Here is a 14,086-nt window from a genome sequence, read left to right as displayed (position 1 = left end):
TTTATATTATTGGGGAGGACCAGTTTTGAACGACATTAAATTAATTGCGACCGATATTGACGGTACGCTTTTTGACACTGAACACAATTATGATGTAAAACGTTTGAATAACTATTTAAATTTATTACATCAAAAGAATATTAAGTTTGCCATTGCGAGTGGCAATAACTACGACCATTTGGAAAGAATTTTCCGAGATAGTCCTAACATTGATGCTTTTATCGCTGAAAATGGATCACAAATAATTTCACATGAAGAGACTCTTTATGAAAAATTAGTTCCTATCGAACTAGTTCACGATATGATTGCCACCCTAACAACCGAATTAGACCTCAAAGCAATTTCGCTATCAGGTAAGAAAGCTAGCTATTCGGAATCTAAGAAAAATCAGCCACTCTACCATATTAATAATCTAGAGGTTGTTGACGATTTAACAAAAGTAGATGATGAAATATTTAAGCTAAATATCCAATTACAACATGATGATTTGGACTCTGCCGTTCAACTTTTAAATAAAAAATATGGCAACAAAATCTACGCCGCAGTCAGTGGTTTTGGAAGTATCGACATCATGAGCAACAATGTCAATAAGAGCCTCGGGCTACAGCACCTTTCCGAAGGACTAAACTTATCATTAGAAAATGTCATGTCCTTTGGCGACAATACTAATGACTTAGAAATGCTTGAGGAATCAGGTATCAGCTATGCAATGAAGAACGCTAAACCTTCGATTTTAAAAGTCGCTGACCACATCACTAAAGATGACAATGATAACGATGGTGTCTTAAATACCATTGGTGAATTTTTCAAATTGTAAACTAAATAGCCATAGCAATCTATTTTTCGCAGATTGCTATGGCTATTATTATCTATAAATCAATTTTATTTAACTGAAGGTTGAAAGACAAAAAATTAACATACTAAGAAATATTCGTTTTATTGTTCCTGTTATTAAAGAAACAAACTAGTTGGAAGAGCTGAGAGTATTCAAACAACCGAGGTTCGAGACTGTTCTTTGGCTCGGGCCGTTCCGCGCAGCAATTGAATGCTCTCAGCTCTGGAAACGGCATCCTTAACTAAACTTTCAACCTTTAGTATTTAACTAATCTTCGTCAGGTTTTTCCATCAATAACAATAGAATCAAGTAAACAATGATTCCGGGAAACATTGGTGTCATTGAAAGAACCACGTAAAGAACCCGGCCAATAGCTGGATTCCAATCATATTGCTCGCAAAAACCGGCGATAACCCCACCTAAAATTTGATTGTCTTTCGATCTCTTTATTGGAATGTGCATTGTCTTAACCTCTATTATTAATCAGGATCTTCCATTAACATCCAGAGTACCAAGTAGCCTATGATACCTGGAAATGGTGTCATACTTAAAATCACCCACAAAACTCTCGCAATCGTTGGATTCCATTGAAAATGTTCAGCTAATCCACCAATTACCCCAGCAAAAACATAATTACTTCTCGAACGTCTAATTGAAATATGCATAAGCTACTCCTCCTCTTTATCTTCATTTACATAATAATTGATTCTGTACAAATAGTACATAGAATTCGCTTACAACTAACTTACATTTTTGTCACTTGGAGCTCTAACAAATTCTTTAACGAATGCAGATTTTTGTTGAAGGCATTTTTAACAATGGGAGAAAATAACCCCAAAGGTAATTTTAGATTATTAGTTGGATAAAGTTCTTCAGTAACTCTAGTGTAGCCAGACTCCTCACTCAATCTGAAAATAAGTTGATATTCCAATTTTCCAGTAGTACTTTGAAAAATAATTTTATCTTTATTATCTTGTCTAATTTCAACAATCTCATCTTTATTCAAAGCATCAACATCTCGATGGATTGCATAAGTATCTTCATTGATTTCCTTAATACTTCCAATAGCCCAATTCCATTGCAATAAATTAGGTGCTTTCACCAAGAAATTTTTAACGGTATCTTTATCAGCTTTAATTAAGATTTCATTTTTAAATAATTTTTGCATGCCTGTTTCTCCTTTGATTTGATAAAGCAATCATATGAAAAAACAGACTTATTTAAAAATCAGTGTCCTGATATTTAGAAATCTTTAAAAATTTGTTCACCATATAATTCGGAGAATAAATCCTTTCGTTGATTAGCTTCCAAACGTTCATCATCATTGTGGGCCTCTTGAGCTAAACGAGCCATTAGAAAATAACAATTTGCCAACATATAATGTGAATCATGTTTAGCAATAAACGCAATGCCGTCAACTAAATATGCTGTCGAATTTTGATAATCATTCAATTTAAAATAAATTAATGCCGCTAAATAATAAATAATATTTTGATTCTCGTCATATGCAAATTCATTCCAATTGCGAAAAGCCAGATCAATATTATCGATTGCTCCCGTTTTATTATTCTGCAAAACATCTATCATACCCATTGCCAAATAGGCTAATCGAGAAATCGTGTTCAAGTGTAAATGATTTACTTCTGCCAAAGATAATTTGAATGAGCTTAAACCGGCATCAAGCGAACCCGTTTGTAACTGCGCCACACCCAAATAATAGTAATAGGCTTGCATTTGTTGTGAAGTTTCCACAAAATCTGCTACCGTGTCATCTTCCAAGAATTCCAATAATTTTTGATATTGATGACTATTGCACAGCTTATCCACTGTTTCGTTAAAATCATTATAATCACTAATACTGTAATTGGCAGCCAAACTAATTTCATTCAAATCAACGTCTAATTTATTAGCCAAATTGACCAATAGGTTAGCATTGGGAATATAAACATCATTCTCAATCGCCGACAACATTGACTGTGCACAAACACCTTCAGCTAATTCTTTTTGTGTTAAGCCTTTTTCTTTTCGTAATTCTTTTAAGACAGCCCCTAAATTTTTCATATACAATCCCTGACTTCTCTATTTAATAACCTACTTCAATTTTAAGGTAAAAATAGAATAAATGCATAGAAAAGGAATTGTTTTCACATTTATTTATAAACTAACTAAAGGTTAAAAGGTGAAAAACTAATATAACCATTGTTGTTACAGGCATAGAACGGATTTATTCAAATAAGCAGAAGTTTTCATTTTATTTGTTCCTGCCGTGAAAAGATAAACTAGTTGGAAGAGCTTAGAGTATTCTTTTGCAGCGAGGTTCGAGACCGCTTTCTGGTTCGGGGCGTTCCGCGCAGCACTTGAATACTCTCAGCTCTGGAAACGGCATACTTAACTATACCTTCAACCTTTAGTAAACTTAATAATTTAAAGTTAAGTATTAGAATTTCTTCAAGTGAATAAATTTCATATAAAAAGGCAATCCAGATGGATTGCCCTTTTATATGAAATTATAATTCCTGTGAAATTTTTACTACCGAAGTTGTTATTCGTGTCGTAAATGCGGCATCTGGATTTAACGATTGTAGCGCTAAAATAGCTGGTTTCCCGACTTCAATCTTAAAATCATTCAAAACTTCAATATCTTCCGAATCCTTTCGTAACTCTCGCCCTCGTACCTTATCACGTGTCCTGTTTAGGACGACTTTGGAATCGGAAATCGTGATTCGGTAAATGGATCTGCTCATTGTAGTGAAGATATATGTTCCCTTAGGAAAATTATATTCCAACGTCTGCATGGATTATTACTCAGCCTTTTTTTGATTGATTAACTTTTTAGTGAAAGTCTTTCCGAAATTCTTTGCCATTGCTCCAATCATAAAACATACTATTACCATCGTTATCAACTTGTGAAGCCATATATTCATATATTGTAATTAATTTTTTTACGTATTCAAATCCTACTTTTTCTTGTTCAATTTCTTTTTTTATAAATAGTGCTAATTCCTCAACATCTGAATCAAGTATTAGGTAATCAAGTGGTAATTTACCACCTTCTCTTGACAGAGCCTTAATACTTTCCTTATTATCTCTAATAAAATTTTTTAATTCCTGATATTTATATTTATCTTCCATGATATATTTCCTTCCAATCATTTACTAATCGCACTATTATAATGCCAAATTTAAAAGTCAGAATTTTTTCTAACCATAGAATGACATTTCAATATCTGCTCATACATAAAAATTACGAAGGTTTTACAGAATTTTTCCTTTTATATGTAAAAAAAATTAATTTTTTACTGTAAGACTTTATATGTCCAAGCTGCTTTTTCGTAACCGTGAAATTCTTTCTTAACGACATCAGCAACTTCTTGTGTGTGGTAGGCTTTGACGATTTTTTTAAATGTTGGATTATTTTTGTCCTTAGCATTAGCTGACATAATATTGACATAAGGCTTTGATTTGGCAGTAATCTTTTCGCGATAAATAGCATTTTGAGGGTTCAGCTTAGCATCACTGGCAACCCCACTGTTAACACAGGCCGCAGTCACGTCATCGAGTGATTTAGCAGTCTGCCCAGCATCAAGTGACGAAAGCTTGATACCGGCTTTATTTTCGGTGATATCACGTAAACTTGGGATTTTAGCATTATCAAGTTTGATCAAACCGGCGCTCTCTAGTAATTGTAAAGCTCGACCTTCATTTGTTACGTCATTTGGAATAGCGACCTTATCACCTTTTTTCAATTGATTAATATTCTTAATCTTCTTAGAAAAGAGTGACATTGGCGCAATCACGGTAGTTCCCATGGTTACAATATTAGTCTTGTGTTTCTTATTCCAATCACTTTGGAAAGTAAATGTTTGAAAATCGTTCATATCAATTTCTCCGTTAGCCAAAGCGGTATTAGGTTGACTATAGTCGGAAAACTCGACAATTTTGATGTTAATTCCCTCTTTTTTAACAATCTTGGCGACTTTCTCCAGCTCTGGATCATTGGCACCAGTAATACCAATTTTGACTGTCTTACCAGAAGCACTCTTTCCGCAACCGGCTAAAATAAATAAACTAAGTGTGGTAATGAATATTAGAAATATCCCCTTAATTCGACTCTTCATGATTTTCCTCCTCAAATTGAAAAGGACGCTTCTATCAGGCAGTGTTTGCCAAATAAAAGCGCCCTTTTTTGACGCGGTATTTATAAGCAAACTTTTTCATATCTACTTTTCAAAATACCTATCAACTTAATTACTATTGTGGTAGTTGTAATTAAATTAATGTTCTAACTTACGAACTGCAAAATCTCCCAGTCCTTGAATAATGAAAACTAATACTAAAATGAATAACATGGAAACAATGGTAACGTCATTTTCAAATCGTTGGTATCCGACTGAAATAGCCATGTTACCAAGTCCACCACCACCGACAGCACCGGCCATGGCTGTTAAACCAATCAAACTGATAATTGTCAAAGTTCCCGAACGAATCAATTCTGGCAATCCCTCACGAAGATAAACTCTGAAGATGATCTTCATTGGCGACAATCCGATAGCCTCAGCCGCTTCAATGACACCAGGGTCAACTTCAACTAATGCTAATTGAACTTGTCTGGCAAAGAATGGTGCAGTTCCGATAACTAAAGGCACTAATGCACCAGTAGGTCCGATGGTTTGACCGACAATCAATTTAGTGAACGGTCCGATAACCGCTAGCAAAATGATAAATGGAATTGATCTGAATAGATTGACCAATTTATCTAACCAATAGTAGAAATTCTTATGTGGTGTGATACCGTCTTTTGCTGTGACGACCAAGAGAATTCCCAAGATAATACCGATAATACCAGCAAATAATGCACTGACAAAAGTCATATAAAGTGTTTGCCAGATTGCGGTAACAAAGCCATTATCGCCTTCCCAGTTAGCAACAACGTTGGGTAAAAACTTATTTACTAATCCTGCCATGAATTATTTGCCTTCTTTCTTCAAATCAATTTCTTTAACATTAACTTTCAAACTATCTAAATACTTAATTGCTTCCTCAACCTTGTCATCATCACCTGTTAAAGCGAAAAGCATGATACCAACAGTCGTATTCTGCAATCTCTCGATATTACTGAAGAGAATATTGGCCTCAACTTGGAAACGTTTGTACAATTCAACGACAATTGGTTCATTGGTAGAGTCACCGATATAGTTAAGCTCAATCAAACGTCCCGATAACTTATCAACAATGCCACTATCACGGATCTCGTCCAACACTGAACCAATATGAGTTGAAGTATTAACAAAATCTTTCGTCAATTGTTGTTTTGGTTGACCAAAGATCGACAACAAATCGCCCTCTTCAATCACACGTCCATTTTCCATGACGGAAACACGATTACAAATTTGCTTGATAGCGTCCATTTCGTGGGTAATGATAACGATTGTAATTCCAAGTTCTTTATTCAAGCGACCAAGTAGATCCAAAATTTCTGTGGTAGTCTTTGGATCCAAAGCGCTGGTTGCCTCATCGGAAATCAGAATTTCAGGGTCATTGGCAAGTGCACGAGCAATCGCAACACGTTGTTTTTGACCACCAGATAGTTGTGAAGGATAGTTGTTAGCACGGTCAGCTAAGCCAACAATATCCAGTAGACGGTCGATTTTTTGCTTACGCTCAGCCTTGCTCAATCCAGAATCACGTAGTGGAAAATCAACATTTCCATAGACGGTCAAGGAATTCATTAAATTAAAATGTTGGAAAATCATCCCAATATTACGACGAGCTTTACGTAAATCTTTTTGACTTAATTCGAGCATATTTTGGTTATTAACGATAACTGATCCAGCAGTTGGTTGTTGCAACAAGTTAATAACTCGAACCAAGGTACTTTTACCAGCACCAGAGTAACCAATCACCCCGAAAACGTCACCTTTCTTAACATCAATTGAAACATCTTTAACAGCTTCAATTGTTTTACCTTCATTATGAAAGGTAACGTCGATATTCTTAAGCTGAATTATCCCATTTTGTTCTGCCATTTAATAATTACTCCCTTAACTTAAAATCTTTGAACTATTGTCGCTCACTACGTTTAATTAATATCCTTTATAAACTATATCTAAAAAACATTACGTAAGATATCAAATTAGAGCAAAAACTAAACTTTATTTCCTATATTAGTACTAAAGTTTTGCGTTCCAGGCTGGAATTTCGTTTCCGCCATAAACTTTCTTGATTTCTTTTTCAACAGCTTTAGTTTGGAAAGCTTTAACAACTTTCTTGTATGTCTTGTTATCTTTGTTCTTCTTTTGAGCAACAATGATGTTGATCCAAGGAATTGAGTTCTTGTTGATTTTTTCTGTTACAACAGCCTTCTTAGGGTTCAATTTAGCATCGTTAGCAACATTACCATTAACAACTGCGGCATCAACATCATCTAATGAACGGGCTGTTTGAGCAGCATCAAGTGTTGTGAACTTCAAGTTTAGTTTATTTTCCTTGATATCTTTTGTTGAAGGTAAAGTCTTACTATCGTCAAGCTTTATTAGACCATTGTATTCTAGCAATTGTAATGCACGGGCTTCATTTGAAGCATCATTAGGAATAGCAATTTTGGCACCATTCTTTAATTCGCTAAGCTTAGTGATCTTGTGTGAATAAAGAGCCATTGGTTGAATAACTGTCTTACCAATTGAAACTAAATCTGTCTTGTGAGCTTTGTTCCAAGCGTTCAAGAAATCCGTGTGTTGATAAGCGTTAATGTCAACTTCCCCTTGAACTAGTGCTGTATTAGGTTGATTGTAATCGTTGAATTGCACGATTTTCAAATCAATTCCTTCACTCTTAACATTCTTTTGAACGACTTTCCAAATTGGAGCATCTGAAGGATTGATTCCCACTTTAACTGTTTGTGTCTTACTTTGATTACCACAACCAGCTAGTACAAAAATAAATAATGCTGTGAAGGCTAATAAAATAACCTTACCAAATTTCTTAAATTTACTCATATCTTTCTCCCACCTTAACTAATACTTAATCGACTAAAAATATTTATAGAAACAAAAAAAGTCGCTCCAAAACTGAACATCTCTGTTCAATCTTAGAAGCGACTCCTCGCGGTACCATTCTAATTCGGAATAAACTTACACTTATCCCCTTAACAACATACAAACACTCTATATGCGTGTACTGTAAAGGGTACCAACCATTGCATCTTTATCCGAAGATTCAGCGCACCAATCACGGGTCATTTTCATTCAAGTCGTTGCCCTCATCTCAGCAAATAGAGGTTTTCTGTACAAACGAAAGTGAATTACTTCCCCCGATCAAATTGTTTAATAAATATCTTTTGTTAATCGTTGGTTAGATAATACAATCTAATTTTTGAAATGTCAATCAATAAAATTAAGATTTTCCGAAGTACTTTCTAATTTTAGATTTATATGCCAAGTATCATTTATAGCATGATATGGAGTAGAAACCTGTCATTTCAATGTTTAGTTAAGTTTGACGTCAAAGGTTTTGTAACGATGTAGCAATATATTTTTAAAAATAAAAAGTTTTTAAATACCATTTTCATTTACTGATTTACATTAGTAAAATTAGAATTTTGTTAATTTAGAATATCTAATCAAGTTAATCTTATTTTTATGCATTAAAATATTAAGTGTACTTTTTAAATGAGATACTAAGAATATAAATATGACCATTAAGGAATCAACTAATGTCACTTTCAATCGAACAGTTTAAAAATCATCAAATAACTCAATCCGACTTTGAAAAAGAGTATTTCTACAAAACTGATTTGCAGAAAATTTGTAGAAGTCTTAAATTAAATACCTCAGGAACCAAGTATGATTTGAACCAACGAATAATTAAATATCTGAATCATGAAACTCAAACTTCAATTATAAATACAAAGAACAAGGTTATTAATTCTGATTTAACTCTTGATTCTAAAATCATCGATGGTGTGAGATTAAACCAGAAATTACGAGATTTCATGTCCAAATATTATCGGACAGATTCCTTTAAATTCTCTAAAGAAATGGCTGTTATTATACGTAACGCAAGGACAGATAACAATCCTGATATAACTATTCAATCACTAATCGATATTAATGACGGAAAAATCAAAGTTAACACACAGAAGGACGACGTCAGTTATCAGTGGAATCAATTTGTCAAAGATTTTTGTGCTGATCCAGATACCAACAAATTTAGTAATAAATTAAGCACAGCAGCATCGTTATGGAATATTGTTAAATCTAAAGCAGATAAAAAATATTCTAATAGCCTTCTAAAATATTTGCCATAAGAAAACCGATTCTTGATTCAATTTAAAATTTGGCTTTAAAAATTACCCTTTAAAAGTATCTCAATAATTGCTTTTAAAACTTTTATGACAATCATTAAAATCAACCAAAATGAGTTGTATCACACCTAATTATTTAATTCATTAAGTGTGATACAACTCATTTTTTGTAATTTCCCTATAATTATAAATCTAAATAAAAATTTATTCTAAATAAAACTAGTCGGAAGAGCTGAGAATATTTACCCGCTGTGGGTGTGGCGTTAGGACTTTACTGTTACACCACCGGGCGTAGGAAACCGAGATTCGAGACCGCTTCTCAGGCTCGAATCGGTCCGCATAGCAGGTGAATATTCTCAGCTCTGGAGACGGCATACTTTAGTCATCTGTTAAAATCCATTATTTTCACTTAACTTCTCATACCACTGACCAGATTTCTTAATTGTCTTAGTCTGTGTATGAATATCATTTCTAATCAATCCGTAACGATTACGATAGGCATTCTTCCATGACCAACAATCGATTCCGGTCCAAACAAAGTATCCATGACAGTTTGAACCTGCTTCAATTCCACGATGCAATTCCGTTAAATGATCCTTGATAAATTTAATTCGATAATCATCTTGAACAACGCCTTTATCATCCAAATAACGTTCTTCTCGTGACACTCCCATCCCATTCTCAGATACAAACCAAGGTAAGTTACCATAATTATCTCGAATATTAATGGCAATATCGTATAGTGTCTTCGGATAAATTTCCCAACCTTTATCAACATTCATAACGCGACCAGGCATTTCATAATTGTCAAAGTAAATATCGGGCATCCAATCTTGTAAGCTATCAGGTGAAACGCTAGGACGCATGACACGCTCTGGATGGTAAAAATTAACGCCTAAAACATCGATTGTATTATCAGCAATTATCTGCAATTCTTCTGGTGTGCTGTCAAACAAAACATTGGCATCGTCCAAAATTTTAACTAATTTTTCTGGGAAATGTCCTTTAACAGCGGGATCCAAATACATGTTATCATCCCAAAGTGTTGCAAATTCAGCAGCGGCAACATCCTCTGGATCATTTGTTGCCGGATATGCTGGCGTTAAATTCAAAATAGTCCCAATTTTAGCATCCGAATTATTCTCTTCACGCCACTTTTTAAATCTTGCAATGGCTTTGGCGGAGGCTAAATTGATGTTATATGCAACCTGCACAGCTGCTGAGCCATCAACCTTTAATGGATAATGGAATTGATACAAATATTCCCCATCCAAAATCACCTTTGGTTCGTTAAATGTAAACCAGTTATTAACTTTATTGCCGAATAATTCGAAACACTTTTCAGCATAATCAGCAAACAAATCGGTAACATGTTTTGATTCCCAACCGCCGTACTTCTTATATAAATCAATCGGTAAATCAAAATGGAACAAATTGATATAAGGTTCAATTCCATTATCCAATAGACAATCAATCACATTATTGTAAAAGTCTACTCCATCTTGATCGACGATACCCTTGTCAACATCAGCCATCAACCTAGTCCACTGAATCGAAGTACGTAGTGAACGAATTCCAGCCTTTGCCATCAGAGGAATATCTTTTTTGTAATCATTATAAAAGTTAGAAGCTGTATCAGGGCCTACGCCATCATAGAAAGCCGCTGGATCCTTTTCATACCAGTAATCAAATACATTTTGATTTGGTTTGTGAAAGTTACCTTCAGATTGGGGACCAGAAGTTGCTGCTCCCCATGCGAAATCTTTTGGAAATTTAAGCATTTATTTTATCTCCTTAACAAAGAATGGCTCAAGTGACATTCGGTGCCCCTTGAACCATCTTTTCATTTTTTAACTCAAGTCCTCTATTGATCAAAGATTGATATAGAAAAGTTTAATATAACCGTTGTCTTAACAACCTCAACCTTAATTTATTTGAATAAATTATTTTATTTTAATTAAAAAACTATTTAAAAATTAGATTAGTTGGAAGAGCTAAGAGTATTCATTTGCAGCGAAAGTGGCGTTATGGCTTTAGCCATTACACCACCGGGCGTGTTGGAGACTTACCGGTTTTTGGTGAGTCTTCAACCGAGGTTCGAGACCGCACTTTGGCTCGGGCCGTTCCGCGCAGCATATGAATACTCTTAGCTCTGGAAACGGAAAACTACACTGACTTTTCAATCCTTATTTTTCTATTGATTAAAATCTACCAATGCACCGCGTAAATTGGCTTCATCAGTATAATGACATGCAACAATTTGCGGTTTTATCGATGCAATTTCAACTATATTTCTAATTTTTTCAATTTCTTTATTAACCGCCGGAATCAAGTCAGGATTATTAGAAACTGCTCCTCCAAGTACAACTAATTCTGGATCAAAACTATATTGTAAATTGTAAATACTCTTAGCCAAGGCGTAATACATTGTGTGTACTTCTTTTTGAGCACGCTTATCGCCTTGCTTGGCTAAATCGAACACTTCTTTACCAGAATAATTTGAAATAGGCTTTGAATTAACATTATATCTGTTGGCAACACTTACAGAGGTTCCCAGATTGCTCAATGTATTTTGATTGTCTGATAGCATGAATCCAAATTCGCCACCGAATAAGTGAGCACCATGCCAAATTTTATGATCAATAATCACTGAACCACCGACACCAGTTCCGACAATTAAGAAGACTAAACTATCAACATCTTTGCCAGCACCCGAATCCAATTCAGCAAGGGCTGCACAATTAGCATCATTTTCAATACTTACTGGCAATCCAAACTTTTCTTCCAATGCTTGTTGAATTTTGAAATTATGAATATAAGGAATAGCTGACGCACCCTCAATTACACCAATCTTCTTATTAACAGCACCAGGTGAACTAATTCCGACACCAACAATCTGATATTGTTTCATTTTTTCTACTTGATCAGTTAGAACATTATAAAATTCTCCTAATGTTGAAGGCGTTGGTACTGGTTTTAATTTCTTTAATTCATTATCTTTCCATACGGCAAACTTGATCGAAGTTCCACCGATATCAATCAATCCTAAATTCTTCATAATCAGTCTCTGCCCACTTTCATTTCGAACGGTGACAATGGTGCCCCGTACTCATTAAATATCGTACATTTAGGAAAATTCTTATATTCGTATCTGATTTCAATTGCATGTTCAGCATTAGGAATCATCACTGTATTGCCCTGGGTATATACTTCTTGCTTGATCCACTCCTGATTATTTCTGATGGAAATATAAACATTACCTCTGGAGTTCAAAGTTGAGGCATTTTTGACAAATAGTAGCAACCCATTATTAACGATTTCTTGTTTATATACTGTCGGTGTATCACGGTATTGAATACCGGATAAAATCTCTCCCAAACGAGTACCGGCGATTCGTTTTGATTCAGGATGAATGTTGTGCATATCACCCGTGTCTGAAATTGAAACTAAGTGCACATCATTTATTGTTTGAGATGCATGCAATTGACTCTGACGAATCATTGGCCATGCATCTTTTGGTTCATCAAAATATCCTGGAAGTTGAACAATATAAAATGGCAACGAAGTATTGTTAAATAATTTTCGCCAACTAATAATCAATCCGCGCAATAATTTCTCATAGACTTTAGGATTTGGAGCATCATTTTCACCCTGATACCAGACAACTTCATTGAATGGATAGTTCTTAACTTTTTCAATCATTGTATGATACAAACCGTTTGGCCTTAGAAACGACGTTGGCGTCATTGGAGGTGGCCATGGCGTGTGCCCTACTTTATCCTTGGCATCACTCAGAGAAACCTCCGGATACTTTTTGGTAAAGGCACTCAACTTAGTATTGTGGTCATCAACTTCTGCATTATAAGCAGCAAACTCTTTCTTAAAGTCATCTGTCGTTTTACCATCAATTGCTTCATGGAATGGTTTGATAAAAGTCGCCACTAATTCATCGTCACTTTGCAAAACATCCTCTGGTACCCATGAAGAAGCCGAAGTTCCACCTTTATAACAGTCAATGATTCCAACTACTTGGTCTGGATATATTTGCTTCAGACGTTTCAACATCCAATAACCAACTGCCGAGAGACTGCCAGCCGTGGTATCTTTTACCGATTTCCATGCCGGGATTGGCAAGTCAACAGGTAAAGTTTGGTTCTCGTCATGATATTCAAGTTTGGGCACGTTATAGTAATAGGCGTCTTTAAAGTTGATACTTTTTAATTGTTCTTGATATTCACAATCATTTTGAAATTCATATTCAATATTTGATTGCCCTGTTAGAAGAATAACTTGTCCAGTTTTAACGTTGTTAACAACTATTTCTTCATCCAAACTTTGTACCTTCAAAGTTGTTTCAACCATACTTTCAATTGGAGCAACTTCAATTAACCAACTACCGTTAGCATCAGAAGTAGTACGCAAAACCTGATTATCTATTTCTGCATAAACGTCGGTATTACTGGCTGCAGTACCACTTATCTTAAAGGCTTTATTAGCCGGTATGACCATATTATTTGAATATAATGGATCAAGTTCTAATACTTCTGTTGCCATAAAATCATTCCTTAGCCTTAAGAGTATTTAATTCTTCATGTAAATTAATGACTTTTTCAGCAACAGTCATCATAATATCTGCAGAAATAAAGTGATCTTGGGAATGGATCAACATAATTGATTTTTCGACCTTTTCACCATTCATTTCATCAGTCATCCATTTTGTTTGAATATTATGTGCTTCATGCAAAGTCTTATGTGCTGTCTTCAATTTTTCTCTTGCGCCGTCAATATCACCAGTTTCAGCAATGGTCATAGCTTCAACACATTGTGATTTTGCGGTACCAGCAACTGAGATCAACTCCATTGCTCTTTTTAATTGTTTTTCATCCAAGATATTTTTTCTCCTTTGCCATCTCCAAATTTGAGAAACATTTTTCAGTTCTGGAGACTCG

Annotated in this window: 16 protein-coding genes; 2 read left to right on the top strand and 14 right to left on the bottom strand. The window is 34.8% G+C overall.

The genetic code is table 11. The annotated features are described in order from the left end of the window. Nucleotides 1-25 precede the first annotated feature (25 nt). Nucleotides 26-817 carry an HAD family hydrolase gene (locus FFM71_RS02820; protein WP_171000451.1) on the top strand — a complete coding sequence of 264 codons (792 nt, stop codon included), beginning with the start codon at nt 26-28 and terminating at the stop codon, nt 815-817. 285 nt (nt 818-1,102) lie between these two features. Here FFM71_RS02820 and FFM71_RS02815 read toward each other — a convergent pair whose 3' ends face one another. From FFM71_RS02815 to FFM71_RS02770, 10 genes are all read right to left on the bottom strand, one after another. Then, nucleotides 1,103-1,297, bottom strand: coding sequence for a PspC domain-containing protein (locus FFM71_RS02815; RefSeq protein ID WP_137610677.1), 195 nt, complete (start codon nt 1,295-1,297; stop codon nt 1,103-1,105). Between the two features lie 17 nt (nt 1,298-1,314). Next, nucleotides 1,315-1,500 carry a PspC domain-containing protein gene (locus FFM71_RS02810; RefSeq protein WP_137610676.1) on the bottom strand — a complete coding sequence of 62 codons (186 nt, stop codon included), beginning with the start codon at nt 1,498-1,500 and terminating at the stop codon, nt 1,315-1,317. An 80-nt stretch (nt 1,501-1,580) separates the two neighbouring features. After that, entirely contained in the window at nt 1,581-2,003 is a 423-nt protein-coding gene (locus FFM71_RS02805) for an SRPBCC family protein (RefSeq protein ID WP_137610675.1), read from the bottom strand. Between the two features lie 74 nt (nt 2,004-2,077). Next, a complete protein-coding gene (locus FFM71_RS02800; RefSeq protein ID WP_137610674.1) occupies nt 2,078-2,896 on the bottom strand; it encodes a helix-turn-helix domain-containing protein in 819 nt (272 codons plus the stop codon). A 446-nt stretch (nt 2,897-3,342) separates the two neighbouring features. Continuing rightward, a complete protein-coding gene (locus FFM71_RS02795) occupies nt 3,343-3,630 on the bottom strand; it encodes a hypothetical protein (protein WP_137610673.1) in 288 nt (95 codons plus the stop codon). A 37-nt stretch (nt 3,631-3,667) separates the two neighbouring features. Continuing rightward, nucleotides 3,668-3,967: a hypothetical protein gene (locus FFM71_RS02790; RefSeq protein ID WP_137610672.1), complete on the bottom strand. Its 300-nt coding sequence runs from the start codon at nt 3,965-3,967 to the stop codon at nt 3,668-3,670. A gap of 164 nt (nt 3,968-4,131) precedes the next feature. Further along, nucleotides 4,132-4,953 (bottom strand): MetQ/NlpA family ABC transporter substrate-binding protein, encoded by an 822-nt coding sequence (locus FFM71_RS02785; RefSeq protein WP_137610671.1) that lies wholly within the window; start codon nt 4,951-4,953, stop codon nt 4,132-4,134. 156 nt (nt 4,954-5,109) lie between these two features. After that, the gene (locus tag FFM71_RS02780; protein ID WP_137610670.1) at nt 5,110-5,799 is read right to left on the bottom strand and encodes a methionine ABC transporter permease; all 690 of its coding nucleotides are present in this window, start codon (nt 5,797-5,799) and stop codon (nt 5,110-5,112) included. Nucleotides 5,800-5,802: 3 nt separating this feature from the next. After that, nucleotides 5,803-6,861, bottom strand: a complete 1,059-nt coding sequence (locus FFM71_RS02775; RefSeq protein ID WP_137610669.1) for a methionine ABC transporter ATP-binding protein — start codon at nt 6,859-6,861, stop codon at nt 5,803-5,805. A 144-nt stretch (nt 6,862-7,005) separates the two neighbouring features. Beyond that, nucleotides 7,006-7,830 (bottom strand): MetQ/NlpA family ABC transporter substrate-binding protein, encoded by an 825-nt coding sequence (locus FFM71_RS02770; protein ID WP_137610668.1) that lies wholly within the window; start codon nt 7,828-7,830, stop codon nt 7,006-7,008. Nucleotides 7,831-8,546: 716 nt separating this feature from the next. On the opposite strand from FFM71_RS02770, the gene FFM71_RS02765 reads away from it, so the two are divergent. Continuing rightward, nucleotides 8,547-9,140, top strand: a complete 594-nt coding sequence (locus FFM71_RS02765) for an SAP domain-containing protein (protein WP_137610667.1) — start codon at nt 8,547-8,549, stop codon at nt 9,138-9,140. 386 nt (nt 9,141-9,526) lie between these two features. Here FFM71_RS02765 and FFM71_RS02760 read toward each other — a convergent pair whose 3' ends face one another. The 4 genes from FFM71_RS02760 to FFM71_RS02745 form a co-directional block, all read right to left on the bottom strand. Continuing rightward, nucleotides 9,527-10,918 carry a glycoside hydrolase family 1 protein gene (locus tag FFM71_RS02760; RefSeq protein ID WP_137610666.1) on the bottom strand — a complete coding sequence of 464 codons (1,392 nt, stop codon included), beginning with the start codon at nt 10,916-10,918 and terminating at the stop codon, nt 9,527-9,529. 413 nt (nt 10,919-11,331) lie between these two features. After that, nucleotides 11,332-12,195: an ROK family protein gene (locus tag FFM71_RS02755; protein ID WP_137610665.1), complete on the bottom strand. Its 864-nt coding sequence runs from the start codon at nt 12,193-12,195 to the stop codon at nt 11,332-11,334. A gap of 2 nt (nt 12,196-12,197) precedes the next feature. Further along, a complete protein-coding gene (locus FFM71_RS02750) occupies nt 12,198-13,691 on the bottom strand; it encodes a sialate O-acetylesterase (RefSeq protein ID WP_137610664.1) in 1,494 nt (497 codons plus the stop codon). 4 nt (nt 13,692-13,695) lie between these two features. Then, nucleotides 13,696-14,025 carry a PTS lactose/cellobiose transporter subunit IIA gene (locus FFM71_RS02745; protein WP_137610663.1) on the bottom strand — a complete coding sequence of 110 codons (330 nt, stop codon included), beginning with the start codon at nt 14,023-14,025 and terminating at the stop codon, nt 13,696-13,698. Between the last annotated feature and the right edge of the window lie 61 nt (nt 14,026-14,086).

The sequence above is a fragment of the Companilactobacillus huachuanensis genome (assembly GCF_005404815.1).
In the GTDB taxonomy this organism is placed as follows: Bacteria; Bacillota; Bacilli; order Lactobacillales; family Lactobacillaceae; genus Companilactobacillus; species Companilactobacillus huachuanensis.
Note: the sequence above shows the minus strand (reverse complement) of the source record. Positions and strands in the feature narration are given on the sequence as shown.